Annotated in this window: 16 protein-coding genes and 2 tRNA genes; 16 read left to right on the top strand and 2 right to left on the bottom strand. The window is 35.8% G+C overall.

What is annotated here, in order from left to right; genetic code table 11:
• The first annotated feature begins 136 nt into the window (after window positions 1–136).
• Window positions 137–214: transfer RNA gene (locus LS70_RS05795), tRNA-Pro, on the top strand.
• 20 nt (window positions 215–234) lie between these two features.
• Window positions 235–311, top strand: a tRNA-His gene (locus LS70_RS05790).
• 105 nt (window positions 312–416) lie between these two features.
• On the opposite strand, the gene LS70_RS05785 is transcribed toward LS70_RS05790, so the two are convergent.
• Window positions 417–1028 (bottom strand): DedA family protein, encoded by a 612-nt coding sequence (locus tag LS70_RS05785; protein WP_034288860.1) that lies wholly within the window; start codon window positions 1026–1028, stop codon window positions 417–419.
• A gap of 87 nt (window positions 1029–1115) precedes the next feature.
• Here LS70_RS05785 and LS70_RS05780 point away from each other — a divergent pair, with 87 nt between their 5' ends.
• The 14 genes from LS70_RS05780 to LS70_RS05715 all read left to right on the top strand — a co-directional run bounded on the left by LS70_RS05780 (window position 1116) and on the right by LS70_RS05715 (window position 14431).
• A complete protein-coding gene (locus LS70_RS05780) occupies window positions 1116–1892 on the top strand; it encodes an OmpA/MotB family protein (protein WP_034286981.1) in 777 nt (258 codons plus the stop codon).
• Between the two features lie 12 nt (window positions 1893–1904).
• Window positions 1905–2564 (top strand): carbonic anhydrase, encoded by a 660-nt coding sequence (locus LS70_RS05775; RefSeq protein WP_052083249.1) that lies wholly within the window; start codon window positions 1905–1907, stop codon window positions 2562–2564.
• A gap of 2 nt (window positions 2565–2566) precedes the next feature.
• Window positions 2567–3376, top strand: a complete 810-nt coding sequence (gene kdsA, locus LS70_RS05770; RefSeq protein ID WP_138109375.1) for a 3-deoxy-8-phosphooctulonate synthase — start codon at window positions 2567–2569, stop codon at window positions 3374–3376.
• 2 nt (window positions 3377–3378) lie between these two features.
• Window positions 3379–3849 carry a 6,7-dimethyl-8-ribityllumazine synthase gene (gene ribH / locus LS70_RS05765; protein ID WP_034286984.1) on the top strand — a complete coding sequence of 157 codons (471 nt, stop codon included), beginning with the start codon at window positions 3379–3381 and terminating at the stop codon, window positions 3847–3849.
• Window positions 3850–4518 carry a transcription antitermination factor NusB gene (gene nusB, locus LS70_RS10385; protein WP_081949658.1) on the top strand — a complete coding sequence of 223 codons (669 nt, stop codon included), beginning with the start codon at window positions 3850–3852 and terminating at the stop codon, window positions 4516–4518.
• On the top strand, window positions 4515–5204 hold the full coding sequence (gene pyrF / locus LS70_RS05755; protein ID WP_034286985.1) for an orotidine-5'-phosphate decarboxylase: 690 nt from the start codon (window positions 4515–4517) through the stop codon (window positions 5202–5204). The genes nusB and pyrF overlap by 4 nt, the downstream gene beginning before the upstream one ends.
• Window positions 5205–5215: 11 nt before the next feature.
• On the top strand, window positions 5216–5818 hold the full coding sequence (locus LS70_RS05750) for an FAD-dependent oxidoreductase (RefSeq protein ID WP_034286986.1): 603 nt from the start codon (window positions 5216–5218) through the stop codon (window positions 5816–5818).
• 147 nt (window positions 5819–5965) lie between these two features.
• Window positions 5966–6613, top strand: a complete 648-nt coding sequence (locus LS70_RS05745; RefSeq protein ID WP_034286987.1) for a ferritin family protein — start codon at window positions 5966–5968, stop codon at window positions 6611–6613.
• Window positions 6614–6791: 178 nt separating this feature from the next.
• Window positions 6792–7007: a flagellar basal body rod C-terminal domain-containing protein gene (locus LS70_RS05740; RefSeq protein ID WP_034286989.1), complete on the top strand. Its 216-nt coding sequence runs from the start codon at window positions 6792–6794 to the stop codon at window positions 7005–7007.
• Between the two features lie 12 nt (window positions 7008–7019).
• Window positions 7020–8876 (top strand): arginine decarboxylase, encoded by a 1857-nt coding sequence (speA, locus tag LS70_RS05735; protein ID WP_034286991.1) that lies wholly within the window; start codon window positions 7020–7022, stop codon window positions 8874–8876.
• Window positions 8873–9571 (top strand): serine O-acetyltransferase, encoded by a 699-nt coding sequence (gene cysE / locus LS70_RS05730; RefSeq protein ID WP_034286992.1) that lies wholly within the window; start codon window positions 8873–8875, stop codon window positions 9569–9571. Before speA ends, cysE begins: the two co-directional genes overlap by 4 nt.
• A 29-nt stretch (window positions 9572–9600) precedes the next feature.
• On the top strand, window positions 9601–10191 hold the full coding sequence (locus LS70_RS05725; RefSeq protein WP_034286994.1) for a bacteriohemerythrin: 591 nt from the start codon (window positions 9601–9603) through the stop codon (window positions 10189–10191).
• An 80-nt stretch (window positions 10192–10271) separates the two neighbouring features.
• Window positions 10272–12197: a transketolase gene (gene tkt / locus LS70_RS05720; protein ID WP_034286995.1), complete on the top strand. Its 1926-nt coding sequence runs from the start codon at window positions 10272–10274 to the stop codon at window positions 12195–12197.
• A gap of 35 nt (window positions 12198–12232) precedes the next feature.
• Window positions 12233–14431 carry a PD-(D/E)XK nuclease family protein gene (locus LS70_RS05715; RefSeq protein WP_236096445.1) on the top strand — a complete coding sequence of 733 codons (2199 nt, stop codon included), beginning with the start codon at window positions 12233–12235 and terminating at the stop codon, window positions 14429–14431.
• Here the strand turns inward: LS70_RS05715 and LS70_RS05710 are convergent.
• Complete coding sequence (locus LS70_RS05710) at window positions 14406–14906, bottom strand: DUF4149 domain-containing protein (protein WP_034286998.1); 501 nt, start codon at window positions 14904–14906, stop codon at window positions 14406–14408. The genes LS70_RS05715 and LS70_RS05710 overlap by 26 nt on opposite strands.
• Between the last annotated feature and the right edge of the window lie 56 nt (window positions 14907–14962).

Genomic DNA, 14962 nt, shown 5'->3' with positions numbered 1-14962 from the left:
AAACCACTAAGCAATACTTATTACTTAAATAAATACTAACAAGCACTAATTTTCTATGATTACAAAACAAAAGAAATTAGGGGATTAGCCTTGACAAAGAGAGATGAAAAAAGTATAATTGCGTTTCTTTTTTAGTCGGGGCGTAGCGCAGTCTGGTTAGCGCACTTGGTTTGGGACCAAGGGGTCGAAGGTTCGAATCCTTTCGCCCCGACCATCTCCTTTCATTTTTTAATGGTGGGCGTAGCTCAGTCGGTTAGAGCATCAGATTGTGGTCCTGAGGGTCGTGGGTTCGATTCCCATCGCCCACCCCATACTTGATTCCAAATTACAACTAGAAACTTAACTCAAAATCACATAAAACAATCCAATTTGGCGTTTATTTCTCTAGCATTTTTTGTGTAACCAAAATATTAATTCTATGAATTCCTAACTTTTTGTCTTTTGCGCCATAGGTAAATATAGATGCAGATTCCAATACACACAAGAATAACAAGCGCAATAGTAATACTATGCAAATACTCTTTTAAAATCTCTTCATTCTGTCCTAAAAAATAGCCTAATGTCGTTAGAATAATCACCCAGATTCCAGCACCCAAACTTGTATAAAAACAAAATAATGCTAAATGCATTTTACCAAGCCCTGCTGGAAGTGAAATGTATTGTCTAACCACTGGAATCAAGCGTCCGCTAAATGTAGAAATGTGTCCGTGTTTGTCAAAAAAAGTTTCCATTTTTACCATTGTTTTTTCATCAAAAAAGAAATATTTGCCCCATTTTATGAGTAATTCTCGTCCAAAATAAAGTGCTAAATAATAGTTTAAAAGCGCGCCACCAAGTGAGCCTAAGATTCCATAAAGAATCGCAATAAAGAAATTCATTTCTCCTTGATGAGCCAAAAATCCCGCTGGAATCATCACAACTTCACTAGGAAAAGGGATAAAGCTGCTTTCTAAAAACATCATAAAAAAGATTCCAAAGTATCCAAAAGCACTGACAGACTCTACGATAAAATCAATGATTGCGTGCAAAATTCCCTCACAAAATTTAAAAATAAATGGCATTATAACTAAATATAGGCTATAATCCTAAAATTTTGGATTTATAAAAGGGATAAAGTGGCAAAACAGAAAAAATGTCCAGCTTGTGATTGTCCGCAAGGTGTTCCATTATGGCTTGGGACTTATGGGGATATGGTTACACTTATTTTAACTTTCTTTATTTTGCTGCTTTCTATGGCGACTTTTGATACACAAAGAATCGCGCAAGCAGTGGGTTCGCTAGAAGGTTCTCTTGCTGTGCTTGAAAAAGGTTCTCAAAGTCAAATTAATCCTCCAGCACCTATTAAAGCAACGCCGATTGAAACAGAAGTGGAAATGGATAATGTTGTGAATATTTTTGGAAGTTTGATTACAGATTATAATGAAGTTAATCGCATATCTAATGGTCCTAGTGTAGAGCTTGAAGAGGCAGAAAGGGGTGTGATTATTAGGATTCCAGAAGAGTTACTTTTCGCTTCTGGAAGTGCAGAGCTTACTAACCCTAGCGGAATCGCATTTTTAAAGCGTTTGACTTTGGAACTTTTGAGAATGCCAAAAGCAGTGCTTGTAAAAGCAATCGGACATACAGATAATGTGCCGATACGAAAAGGGGCTATTTTTGAAGATAATTTAGAGCTTTCAGTCGCACGTGGTGTTAATGTTGCGGATTTAATCATTAAACAAGGTTTAGAGAAAAATCGTATTTTAGGTGGGGGAGAAGGTGAGTTTTCTCCGATTGCAAACAATGATATTCCTGCATTGCGTGCGAAAAATCGCCGTGTGGATTTGTATGTATATAGTATTGGAGAGGATTTATCAGGCGTGATTGGTGATATTGCCAAACCAAAACCTTAAAAAAGAGTGATAATGCAAGAAAAGTTAGAATCACAAAATGCACAAAATACAATAGATTTACTCTTTGAAGGGGCAATAAAGTTCAAAGAGGAAAATTTTTTAGCCTATAAAGAGCTTTTTGAAAATTTAAAAGAAGGGCAGAATCCCCACACGCTTTTTGTGGGTTGTGCGGATTCTCGTGTCGTGCCAAATCTAATCACAAACACTTTACCCGGAGAACTTTTTGTTGTGCGTAATATCGCAAATATTGTTCCCCCTTATCGAGCGACTGATGAATATTTAGCGACAACTTCCGCGATTGAATACGCGTTAGAAGAATTAAAGGTTGAGAATATTATTATTTGCGGGCATTCTCATTGTGGGGGTTGCGCTGCATTGTATGAAGAGGGGCATTTTGAAAGTATGCCAAATGTTAAAAATTGGCTAAAGTTAATTTCTTCGGTAAAAGAGCAAGTTTTGGCACTAAAGCCAAAGGATAGTGCAATGCGTGCGTATTTGACAGAACAGATTAATATCGAAAAACAAATTGTTAATCTTTTTACTTATCCAAAAGTCAAAGAAAAATATCTTGCACGCACACTTAAGATTTATGGTTGGCATTATATTATTGAGAGCGGAGAGGTGTATAATTATGATTTTAAAATGCATGAATTTAATTTATTAAAAGGTTAGAGATGATTATTATTGCAGGACCTTGTGTTATAGAACATCAAGAGATTTTAGAAAAAATTGCGGAATCCTTAAAGCCATTAGCGAAAAATCCTAACATTGATTTTTATTTTAAATCAAGTTTTGATAAGGCAAATCGCACGAGTTTAGAGTCTTATCGCGGACCGGGTTTAGAGAAGGGTTTGGAATCTTTAGCACTTATCAAAAAAAAATTTGGTTATAAACTACTTACAGATATTCACGAGTGCTATCAAGCCAAACCCGTAGCAGAAGTGGTGGATATTATACAGATTCCAGCATTTTTATGCAGGCAAACAGATTTGATTGTCGCAGCAGCCCAGACAAAAGCAATGCTAAATATCAAAAAAGGGCAGTTTATGAGCCCCCAAGATATGCAATATTCTGTTTTAAAAGCTTTGAAAACGCGGAATCCAAATGTAGAGAGCGTAGAATTTGAAAGCGCAAAAGCACATAAAATTTGCCTAACAGAGCGCGGCAGTAGTTTTGGTTATGGAAATTTAGTCGTGGATATGCGTGCATTAGCGATTATGCGCGAGTTTGCTCCGGTGATTTTTGATGCAACGCATGCTGTGCAAATGCCAGGTGGCTTAAAAGGCAAAAGCGGCGGTGATAGTAAATTTGCCCCACTTTTAGCGCGCGCAGCAGCGGCAGTCGGGATTGATGGATTGTTTGCTGAGGTGCATAGTAATCCTAAAAATGCTTTAAGTGATGGTCCAAATATGCTAACCCCGCAGATTTTTTTAGATTTAGTCAATCAAATTTTAGAAATTGATACAATTCTTAACAAAGGATAATTATGCAAGTTATTGAAGGAAGTTTGTCTTTAATGGGCGATGAGAAAATCGCAATACTTTCAAGTCGCTTTAATCATTTAATCACTGATAGATTAGTAGAGGGTGCTAGGGATTGTTTTTTGCGTCATGGTGGTAGAGATGAGAATCTCTCGCATATTTTAGTTCCGGGTGCTTTTGAGATTCCTTTCGTGTTAGAAAAAGTTTTAGCGCAAGGTGATTTTGATGGTGTGTGTTGTTTGGGCGCAATTATTCGTGGCTCTACACCGCATTTTGATTATGTGAGTGCCGAAGCAACAAAAGGAATCGCCAATGTAACAGTGCGCTATGGAGCGGCAGTAACTTTTGGTGTGCTAACGACAGATAGCATTGAGCAAGCCATTGAGCGCGCAGGCACGAAAGCAGGAAATAAAGGTTTTGAGTCGATGATTGGGCTTATTGAGTTGATTAATCTTTATAGAAAGCTTGGTGTATAAATGGCGACACGCACGCAAGCGCGCGAGGTTGTTGCACAACTTTTGTATGCTTATGGAAGCGGAAATGACGGAATCACAAATTTTATAGAAGAGATTTTAAGCGAACAAAAGATTAAAAATGCGCAAAGTGAATTTGCAAAAGCACTATTTAATGGTGTTTTGGAGCATTTAGAAGAAATTGATTTGCGCATTAAACACCAAATCAAAAATTGGGATTTTGAGCGCATTGGCGATATGGAACGCGCAATTTTACGCTTAGGAGTGTATGAGATTCTCTTTAGTAAAACAGATAAAGCCATTGTGATTAACGAGGCTTTAGAGATTACAAAAAATTTTAGCAATGAAGCTTCTACAAAGTTTATAAATGGAATCTTAGATGGAATCGCAAAAAATGCGACACTTAGTGTAGAATCCATAAAAGAAGCCCTAGAAGAAGCACAAAAACAAAAAGAACAACAGCAGAAAGAACAAAAAGAATCGCAAAATGTAGGAAATGCAGAAAGTGCAAAAAAAGATTCCACAAAGCGTGATAATAACATAAAGAAAAAAGGTGCTAAGGATTTTAAAAACAAAGAATCTAAAAGCTTTAAAAATTCAAGAAAAAGCAATTTCAAACAATCAAACTTCAAAAACAAAAAAGATTCCACATTTAAAAAGGCAGAGAAATGAAACTTTGTGTTGCGCTAGATTTGCCAAGCAAAAAAGAGAATCTGGAGCTTTTAGAATCTCTAAAAGATATGCAGCAAGTGTGGGTAAAAGTGGGTTTGAGAAGTTTTATCCGCGATGGTGCGCCTTTTTTAAATGCAATTAAAGCAATCAATCCTTTATTTAAAATCTTTTTAGATTTAAAGCTTTATGATATTCCAAACACAATGGGTGATAGTGTGGAATCTATCGCTGGGCTTAATGTGGATATGCTAACCCTCCATGCAAGTGCTGGAAAAGAAGCAATGCGTGAAGTCATGGCGCGCTTAAAAGCGATTCCAAATCCGCCTTTGGTGATGGCAGTTACTGCACTGACAAGCTTTGATGAAAAAGGATTCTTTGAGATTTACCACACTAGCCTTGAAGCGCAGGTGCTAGAGTTTGCCAAAATGGCTAAGGAATGTGGTGTCAATGGTGTGGTGTGTTCTTGTGCGGAATCCTTAGCAATAAAAACGCAACTTGGTGATGATTTTTTGACGCTTACTCCTGCGATTCGTCCTTTTGGTGAGAGTAGAGGAGACCAAAAACGCGTGGCGACATTAGAAGACGCAAAAGCTGCGAAGAGTGATTTTATTGTCGTAGGACGTCCGATTTATAAAGCACAGAATCCGAAATTTGTAGTGGAGCAGATTTTTAATAATCTTAATTAAAAAGGAAAAATATGACAACAAAAAAAGTAGTAATTATCGGTGGTTCAATCGCGGGATTAAGCGCGGCATTAGTGCTTGCAAGTGCGATTAAAGGGGAGCTTAGCTTTGAGCTAGCTATTATTGAAAAAGGTGGCAAAGAAGCGGATTTATATAAGGCTGATGTGTATAATGTGCCGTTGTTTAAAGCAGGAATCAATGGAGAAGAGATTATTGATTCTACAAAAGAGCAATTACAAAAGCTTGCAAAAGTTAATTTTATTGCAGGTGAGGTGACAGAGATTAGCGGAGAAAAAGGAAATTTTATGGTAAATGGCACGGGATTTTCTGAAAAAGCGGATTATGTTATTGTAGCAACAGGTGCTAATGCGTGTAATATTAAAGGATTAGAAAGTTTTGTAAAGCCCCATACACTTATGCCAAAGCCCGGCAAAATCTGCTTAGAAGTGGGTGCGCGTAATGTGATTAAAGATGGAATCTATGCTGCTGGAATCGTCTCTGGAGTAACAACAATGGTAGCTTGCGCTATGGGGAGTGCCACAGAGAGTGCTTGCGCGATTTTAAGTGATATTGCAGGAAATGTCGCAGTAATCCACGATTTCAAAGGTTCAAGATAATCTTTATAGTTTGTGATTCAAGCCTTTTGGCTTGGAGACTTTTCTGCTCTTCTAATCCTATCAAAATATTAAAAATCTTTATTGATAATATTTATTATTTAATAATTCTATGTTATAATACAGAATCTTAAATCTAAGGAGCATTCAATGCGACAATACGAAACATATAAGTGCCAAAAATGTGGTAATGAAGTTGAAGTTCAAAATGTTGGTGGTGGGACACTTAGCTGCTGTGGTGAAGCAATGGTTTGCACAACACAAGACTTAACTGCTGTTAATCTAATGAAAGCGTTTGCAGGAGAATCTATGGCACGCAACAAATATGATTTGTTTGCTGATGTAGCACAAGAAGAAGGCTGGCATGCAGTAGCTAGACATTTTAGAGAAGCGGCAGAAAATGAGAAATGGCATGCAAGAGCAGAGTTTAAAGCGTATCATAAAATTGTCGATGGCAAAGAGCTTGAAATCACAGCTAAAAACTTGCTTAGCGCAGCAGAAGGTGAGAATTACGAGCATACAATAATGTATCCAAATTTTGCAAAGATTGCTGAAGAAGAAGGCAAAAAAGATATTGCAAGACTTTTTACAGCAATTGGTAAAGTAGAAGTCGAACACGAAAGAGAATACTTAGAGCTTAAGCAAATGCTAGATGAAGAAGGATTCTTTGAAAGTGGTGAAGAAGAAGTATGGGTATGTGAAATCTGCGGACATATCCACAGAGGCAAAAAAGCTCCCGGAGCTTGTCCATTATGCAAAGCTTCACGCGAATATTTTAAGCGCGAGTTTTTGGGCTAAGATTTTAAAGCTTGAAGCGCGAAAGTGCTTCAAGCTTTATGCTACACATTAAAACTTCACAAAATTTTTTAAAAATTTATAATTCTTAATAATTACTCCCCATTTTTAGATTTTTTTAGTTATTTTTTGGTTATAGTTTTAGTGTCTTTAAGGCAAAAACTAGATAAAAGGATAAAAAATGATGGTTAGTCCAAGTTATGGTTATGACGCGTTTTCAGTAGCGCAAAGTGGAATGAGTGCAAATGTAACAAGCGGGACTTTAGAGACTTCAAATGTAAATCTAACAGACCAAATGACACAGCAAATTTCCGCACAAAATAGCGTAGAGGCAAATGCGCAGAGTGTCAAAACAGCAGATTCTATGATGCAAAGTCTATTAGATATTAAGGCTTAAAGAGGCGTATATATGGTGGATTATGGGATTAATTATTGGGGAAAAGATGATTTTATTATTGAAGATGGACAAGTAAAGGTCAATTATAAGTCCAAGCCTGCGCTTATTGATATTGTCAAAGAAGTGCGCGAAGATGGGTATCGAGGACCTTTGCTTATGCGTTTTCCGCATTTGATAAAAAAACAAGTAGAGAAAATTTTTACAAGCTTTGAATCTTCTATCAAGGAACATCATTATAAAGGGTGTTTTAAGGCAGTTTTTCCCATTAAAGTTAATCATTACCCAAATTTTATCTTGCCATTAATGGACCAAAATACAGACCGTTGCTATGGATTAGAAGCAGGAAGTAAATCTGAACTAATTATTGCAATGGCTTATACAAACGACCACGCTCCTATTACCGTGAATGGATTTAAAGATAAAGAGATGATTTCTCTAGGCTTTATTGCGGCGAAAATGGGGCATGATATTACGCTAACAATTGAGGGCTTAAACGAGCTTGAAACAATTATTGAAGTTGCAAAGACGCTTGGGAAACCTTATCCAAATATTGGACTGAGAATCCGCTTGCATAGCACAGGGGTTGGAATCTGGGCAAAAAGTGGTGGGATTAATTCTAAATTTGGATTGACTGCAACAGAGCTTGTTGAGGCAATTTCTCTTTTGCAAAAAAACAAATTGCTTGATAAATTTACAATGATTCATTTTCATATCGGAAGCCAAATTAGCGATATTGCTCCCCTTAAAAAAGCATTACGAGAAGCAGGAAATATCTATGCAGAATTACGTAAAATGGGAGCTAAGAATCTTAATAATGTTAATATTGGTGGTGGGTTAGCTGTGGAATATGCGCAGCATGAAAATACACAGAATCGCAATTATACATTAGCAGAGTTTAGTGGGAATGTTGTTTTTACGCTAAAAGAAATTGCAAAAAACAAGAAAGAACCAGAGCCAGATATTTTTATAGAATCGGGACGTTATGTTTCTGCAAGCCATGCAGTGCTTATTTCTCCAGTGCTAGAGCTATTTTCTCAAGAATATGACGAAAAAGCCTTGCATTTAAAAGATAAGAATCCTCCTTTGGTAGAAGAGCTTTTGGATTTGTATAATACAATCAATGAACGTTATGCCATTGAGTATTTGCATGATAGTTTAGAGCATATGGAATCACTACTTACGCTTTTTGATTTGGGATATATTGATTTGCAAGATAGAAGCAACACAGAAGTTTTGGTGTATTTGATTATTAAAAAAGTAATTAAGATTTTAAAACATAAAAACCATAGTGATATTATAAGAATCCAAGAGCAAGTGCAAGAAAGGTATTTGTTAAATTGTAGCTTTTTTCAGAGTTTGCCAGATTATTGGGGATTATCACAAAATTTTCCCGTGATTCCTTTGGATAGACTCAATAAACGCCCAACAAGAAGTGCTAGTCTTTGGGATATTACATGCGATAGTGATGGAGAAATTGCTTTTGACAAAAACGCACCTTTATTTTTGCATGATATTGATGTGAATAATGAGGAATATTTTTTAGGATTCTTTTTAGTAGGAGCTTATCAAGAAGTTCTTGGAATGCGGCATAATCTTTTTACGCACCCAACAGAGTTTAGCGTTGTATTTGATGAGGAGAATGGAAATTATACAATTGAGAATCTTTTAGAAGCGCAGACGGTTTTAGATGTTCTTGATGATTTAGACTATGACACAAAAGAGATTGAACGTTGTTTGAAACAAAGAATTGATGAGAGTGAAAAGATTTCACAAGATGCTAAAAAAGAAGTGTTAGGGCAGTTGTATGTAATGCTTAGTGAGAATGGGTATTTAAGAACTGTGTTTAAAAGCGAAGGGGAGCTGTCTTGACTTATGCCACAACACTCTTTTCTACAATCAAAGAGGATTTTGCTGTGATTTTAGAAAAAGATCCCGCGATTAATTCTAGGGTAGAATTGTTTTTTAATTATCCCGGGTTAATTGCGCTTGTGCATTATAGAATCGCACATCAGTTATATGTAAAAGGTTTTAGAGTGCTAGCAAGAATGCTTATGGGTTTTACACAATGGATAACAAATATTGATATTCACCCAGCTTGTAAAATTGGTCATCGCGTATTTATTGACCATGGTGTGGGTGTGGTGATTGGTGAAACAGCAGAAATAGGAAATGAGGTCATAATTTATCAGGGGGTAAGTTTGGGTGGTGTGAGTTTGGAGAGAGTTAAAAGACACCCAACTATTGGGGATTATGTGATTATCGGTGCTGGAGCAAAAGTGCTTGGAAATATTATTGTAGGGGAGCATTCTAAAATTGGAGCAAATTCTGTTGTGATTCGCCCTGTTCCTCCAAATTCTACCGCAGTTGGAATCCCTGCTAGAAATATTGTTAAGGGAATGAGTGATGACTTAGATAAGATTCCAGATGTTTCTTATCAATTATTTACTTATTTAAAAAAGAGATTAGATTTGCTAGAATCTCAAACACAAAAGGACGGAGAGTATGCAGAAGCATTAAAAAGACTAGAAGACTTGTATGGCGAGTTTTTGAAAGTTAGAAATTAATAAATTTGGGCAGCTGATTTAAAGGAGTGATGATGATTGAGTGGAATGATTCTTATAGTGTGCATAATGCACTTATTGACGCACAACATAAAAAACTTTTTGAGTTAGCCAAACAAGCATATTTTATGTTAAATCATCAAGTAACGCCAGATGAGATTCGTGAAGTTTTAGCAGAGTTTTGTAGTTACATTAAAGAACATTTTGATGATGAGGAAAAATATATGGAAAAAATTGGCTATCCAGATATAGCTAATCATAAGAAAATTCATAACGAACTCACGAATAGCTTGGTAACACTCATTAAAAATGTAAAAAATGTTAATGAGATGAAAGAAAAATTGCATATTGTTGCTAAAAAATGGCTTTTGGAACATATTTTAAAAGAGGATATGAAGATTGAGAAATTTCGCCGCAGTATGATTGCAGGACTAAATGCTGGACCAATAGAAGGGGGAATTGAGCCTGTTGAAGAAATGTATTATTATGGTTGCTCTTGTTCTGGCAAACTGCATGATGTTCCACCGGATATTCATAGGCGTATTGAAAAAGGTGAGAAATTTCGGTGTAAGACTTGTAAGCAAGATATAAGATGTGTGAAAGTATGCAAGATTCTAAATTAAGGCATTTTGTAATAGAATCCCACTTTTTAGGTTATCTTAGATAATATAAAATTGCAAGATTGTAATAGCAAAGGAAGACTATGTTAGATGAAAAAGAACTTGGTGAATATACTTTAATGGCAAATTCTTTGCGATTCTTGTGTGCGGATATGGTGCAAAATGCAAATAGTGGGCATCCGGGTGCTCCAATGGGATTAGCAGATATTGCTGTTGTGCTAGGCTACCATATTAAGGTAAATCCTAACAATCCGCAGTGGATTAATCGTGACCGCGTAGTTTTTAGTGGAGGGCATGCAAGTGCGCTTGTGTATTCTCTTTTGCATTTATGGGGTTTTGATATTAGTTTAGAGGATTTAAAGCATTTTAGAAAATTAGATTCCAAAACACCCGGACACCCAGAGTATAAACATACTCCCGGAGTTGAGATTACCACAGGACCTTTAGGGCAGGGTGTAGCAAATGCGGTTGGTTTTGCAATGGCTAGCAAGCTTGCTAGCCATTTATTAGGTGAAGATTTAATCAATCATAAAGTGTATTGCTTATGTGGCGATGGAGATTTGCAAGAAGGAATCTCTTATGAGGCTTGTTCGCTTGCTGGGCATCATCATTTAGATAATCTTATTTTGATTTATGATTCTAATAATATTACGATTGAAGGGGAATGCGAGGTTGCTTGGAGTGAGAATGTTAAGCAACGCTTTGAAGCGCAAAATTGGGAGGTTTTAAGCATTGATGGGCATAATTTTTTAGAAATTGATAGCGCATTAGAACAAGCAAAACAAGCAAATAAACCTGTGTTAATTCTTGCTAAAACACAGATTGCAAAAGGCTCACAAAGTCTTTGTGGCTCTCATAAGGCGCATGGAGCACCTTTAGGAGAAGAAGAGATTGCAGTTTCTAAAGAAAAATTAGGCTTTAATCCAGAAGCAAAGTTTTTTGTCCCAAATACTTCTGCTTTACGCTTTAAAAATACAGCAGAACTTGGGGCTTTAGCAAATCATGCTTGGCAAAAGGTTTTAGAACAAAGTGATAAAAAGGCACTTTTAGAGCAAATGTTAAAGCCAGATTTTTCGAATGTTGTGTATCCAGATTTTGCACAAGAGGCTAAACCCATGGCAACGCGTGTAAGCAATGGAATGATTTTAAATGCCATTGCCAAAGCATTGCCCGGATTTATTGGAGGAAGTGCGGATTTAGCACCATCAAATAACACAGAATTAAAAGGCTTAGGCGATTTTCCAAAAGGAAGAAATTTTCATTTTGGAATCCGAGAACACGCAATGGGAGCGATTAGCAACGCATTAGCAAATTATGGATTATTTTTGCCTTTTTGTGCAACTTTTTTTGTATTTAGCGACTATATGTCTTCTAGTGTGCGTGTGGCAAGCCTTATGCGCTCTAAAGTGTTTTATATTTGGACGCATGATAGTATTGGTGTGGGGGAAGATGGGGCGACACATCAGCCTATTGAGCAGTTAAGCCATTTTCGTGCAATGCCAAATTTAAATGTTTTCCGTCCTTGTGATGGGTTTGAAAATATTGCATGTTGGCAAGCTGCATTAGAATTAAATGCTCCAAGCGCATTTGTGCTTAGTCGTCAGAATTTACCATTGCTACAAAGTGTAAGTAAGGAAGAAGTTTTAAAAGGTGCATATCTCAAAAAAGATTCCACAAATGCAAAACTTACACTGCTAGCAACAGGAAGCGAAGTTGAACTTGCGCTTAAAAGCGCGCAAGCATTAGAAGAAGAAGGAATCACTACGCGTGTAGTGAGTGTGCCTTGTTATGATTTATTCTTGCGACAAGACAAGGCTTATAAGGATTCTTTATTAAGTGGTAAAGTAATAGCTATTGAAGCAAGTAGAGGTCTTGAGTGGTATGCTTTTGCAGATGCAGTGATTGGAATGCAAGGATTTGGTGCAAGCGGAAAGGGTGATGCACTTTTTAAACATTTTGGTTTTAGTGTAGAAAATATTGTGCAAGCGGCTAAAGACTTACTAAAATAGTGGAATCCCTATATCTATTTTCTAGTATGCGCTCTATGAAGCGTTTTTTTGTGCAAAATTATGCAGAAAGTTTTTTGCCGCCTACAAAGAGCGTGGGAGAGTTTTTGGAATTTATATTGCGTGTGGATAAAAAGCGCAAGATTCCAAAATTTTTAAGGCAATATTATCTTTATAAGGCTATTTGTCTTACAGATACACAAAAATTAGGCGAGTTTGCAAAAAACTTCACACAATTTTTACAAAATTCTAGTTTTTTCTTAAAATTTTATGATGAGTTATGTGCAGAATGTGTGGAGATTAAATCCTTATCAAAACTTGATATTTACGCATTTTATGATGACCATTTGCAAGTCCTAGAAGCGGTATTTGATGCTTACCAAAAGCTACTTGCAAAGCATCATTTTTTTGACCAATATTTTTTGCAAGATTATACAATTACTTTTGAATTACTTAATGAATTTGACCGCATAATTATGCAAGTTGATGGATTTTTAACACGTTTTGAGATAAAGATTTTTCAATGTATTTCTCAAAAAATTCCTATGACTCTTAAACTCAAAATTGATACTTTTAATCAAGAATACTATCAAAAATTTTTCGATTTAGATTTGGAATTTGGTGAATATTCTATTTTGCTAGAGCAAGAAAAATTTAGCATTGTAGATTTTATCCAAGCTACGCAAAAAGCAAAAAATTTAGAGATTTTAGAGTTTCAAGATAGAATCGCGGAAGTGGGCGGAATCTTTGCGCAAATTGATATTTGGTTAAATCAAGGTGTGCAACCAGAGCAAATTAGTATTGTTTTGCCTGATGAGAGTTTTATAGAATATTTAAAACTTTTTGACAAAGCAAGGAATTTTAACTTTGCAATGGGGACACATTTAAGCACATTTGAGATGTATCAAAAGATTGTAGAATCCAAAGAAAGCTTTGCAAATTTTGAATCTTTTGAAGAGTTTTTAATGCTTCAGTTAGAACATCAAAATGCTAATGTGCGTCAAAATGTGTTAGAGGTTTTGGGAGAATTTAAATTTTCTCTAGTTTATATGGAAAGCCTTGAAGTATATGAGCAAATTTTGGTGTTTTTAGAAATGCTAAAAGAGCAGAGTTTGGACGATATTGGCGGTGGGCGTATTAGCGTTATGGGGATATTAGAAACAAGGGGGGTAAGTTTAGATTATGTAATTATTCCAGAGTTTAATGCAGGAAATGTGCCTTCTATTAGTGATAAAGATATTTTTTTAAACACAAAAATCCGAGAAAATGTAGGTTTGCCAACGCGCAAAAATAGAGAAAACTTACAAAAACACTATTATGCAGAACTTTTAAATGGTGCAAAAGAATCTAGGATTCTATGTTTGAATAATGATATAACAAAGCCTTCACGCTTTTTATTAGAGGATTCTATATTTGGTGCGCAAAAACCACAAAAAACAAGTTTGGTTTATAGTGAATATTTTTTAAATGGCAAGGCGTTAAATTATAAAGAGCAACAAATCCTTGCACCTTTAAATGTTGAAAGTTTTAGTGCGACAAGCTTAGAGTGTTTTTTAACATGTAAGCGCAAGTTTTATTATCGCTATATTTTAGGGCTTAAATCTGAAGCAGTAGAAGCAGTGAATATGGGAAGTAAAATCCACGAAGCTTTAAAAGAAGTGTATAGCAGTGCAAAAAACTTTGATACAAAGACTTTGTATGCAGAATTGTGTTTGCGTTTAAATATAAGCAATAGCGCAAAGGAGCGTTTTGAGAGTGAGTTGGCAAAACAATATTTAAAACACGTGTTTGATTTTGAAAAAAAACGTTTTGAGGGTGGTTGGATTCCTGTTGCATTTGAGAGTGATTTTATTTTTAATTATGCGGGCTTTACACTAAAAGGGCGCATTGATAGGATTGATAGACGTGAAAATATGCTTTTTGTGCTGGATTATAAATACAAACGTTCTTTAAAAATCGATTCTGCAAAAAGCTATGAAAAATCCACAGATTTTCAACTTCCTATCTACTATCTTGCGACAAAAGCACAAAATCCAAACAATGCAATAAAAGCTGGATTCTATGATTTATATGAAGCAAAAATTATAGAAGAAGTTGATTTGGATACAAAAGTTGCTATGCTAGAAGAAAAATTAAAAGCAATCAAAAATGAGGCAAGGGAAGTGGATTTTTCCCTAGCTACAAAGCGTGATGCGTGTAAATTTTGTGATTTTATTTACCTTTGCAACCGCTATTAATTTTTAAAAGACGCACAATAAAAAGTAGACAAAGGCTTGCCATTAGCATTTTAAAAACAAGCACAGATTGTGTGTGCATCGCATCAAAAGCAGCATTTGCTATCCCATCTTCTCCTAATTTTTGGGCTTCTACAATATAAGGTGTGTAATAAAGTGTAAAAAGAAAAATCAAAATCACACTAATAAAGCCTAAGAGCGGAGCGACTTTTGCTCCGCTAATACGCAAAGATAAAATTTCATACACTAAAATGAAAATTGCCAAAATATTTAACAGCATGTTAAGTTTTACAAAAATACTTGTCATTAGGATTCCTGATTGGAAGACAGAGATTTCTAACTCTGGAACAATGCTAGAAGCACGAAAAATTGTAGGTGCGCTCAAAACCCCGCTTGCTAGAATTGCACCTAAAGAAACTCCAATAAGCAAGGTATAAAGGGTAAAAAAATAAGGCTGTAGCTTGAATAGATTTTGCATGAATATCCTTTGTAAGTTAAGTGCGCAATTATAGCTTAAAACTCTAAAAACAAAAT

It is taken from the genome of Helicobacter sp. MIT 11-5569, assembly GCF_000765695.2.
GTDB lineage: Bacteria > Campylobacterota > Campylobacteria > Campylobacterales > Helicobacteraceae > Helicobacter_D.
This window is presented reverse-complemented; position numbering and strand designations above follow the sequence as displayed.

Excerpts from the sequence above, each read along its gene's own strand:
- LS70_RS05745 (WP_034286987.1), top strand. The coding sequence starts at position 5,966 with ATGCGACAATACGAAACATATAAGTGCCAAAAATGTGGTAATGAAGTT.
- pyrF (WP_034286985.1), top strand. The coding sequence starts at position 4,515 with ATGAAACTTTGTGTTGCGCTAGATTTGCCAAGCAAAAAAGAGAATCTG.
- LS70_RS05775 (WP_052083249.1), top strand. The coding sequence starts at position 1,905 with ATGCAAGAAAAGTTAGAATCACAAAATGCACAAAATACAATAGATTTA.
- kdsA (WP_138109375.1), top strand. The coding sequence starts at position 2,567 with ATGATTATTATTGCAGGACCTTGTGTTATAGAACATCAAGAGATTTTA.
- LS70_RS05715 (WP_236096445.1), top strand. The coding sequence starts at position 12,233 with ATGAAGCGTTTTTTTGTGCAAAATTATGCAGAAAGTTTTTTGCCGCCT.
- LS70_RS05750 (WP_034286986.1), top strand. The coding sequence starts at position 5,216 with ATGACAACAAAAAAAGTAGTAATTATCGGTGGTTCAATCGCGGGATTA.
- LS70_RS05725 (WP_034286994.1), top strand. The coding sequence starts at position 9,601 with ATGATGATTGAGTGGAATGATTCTTATAGTGTGCATAATGCACTTATT.
- ribH (WP_034286984.1), top strand. The coding sequence starts at position 3,379 with ATGCAAGTTATTGAAGGAAGTTTGTCTTTAATGGGCGATGAGAAAATC.
- tkt (WP_034286995.1), top strand. The coding sequence starts at position 10,272 with ATGTTAGATGAAAAAGAACTTGGTGAATATACTTTAATGGCAAATTCT.
- nusB (WP_081949658.1), top strand. The coding sequence starts at position 3,850 with ATGGCGACACGCACGCAAGCGCGCGAGGTTGTTGCACAACTTTTGTAT.
- speA (WP_034286991.1), top strand. The coding sequence starts at position 7,020 with ATGGTGGATTATGGGATTAATTATTGGGGAAAAGATGATTTTATTATT.
- LS70_RS05710 (WP_034286998.1), bottom strand. The coding sequence starts at position 14,906 with ATGCAAAATCTATTCAAGCTACAGCCTTATTTTTTTACCCTTTATACC.
- LS70_RS05740 (WP_034286989.1), top strand. The coding sequence starts at position 6,792 with ATGATGGTTAGTCCAAGTTATGGTTATGACGCGTTTTCAGTAGCGCAA.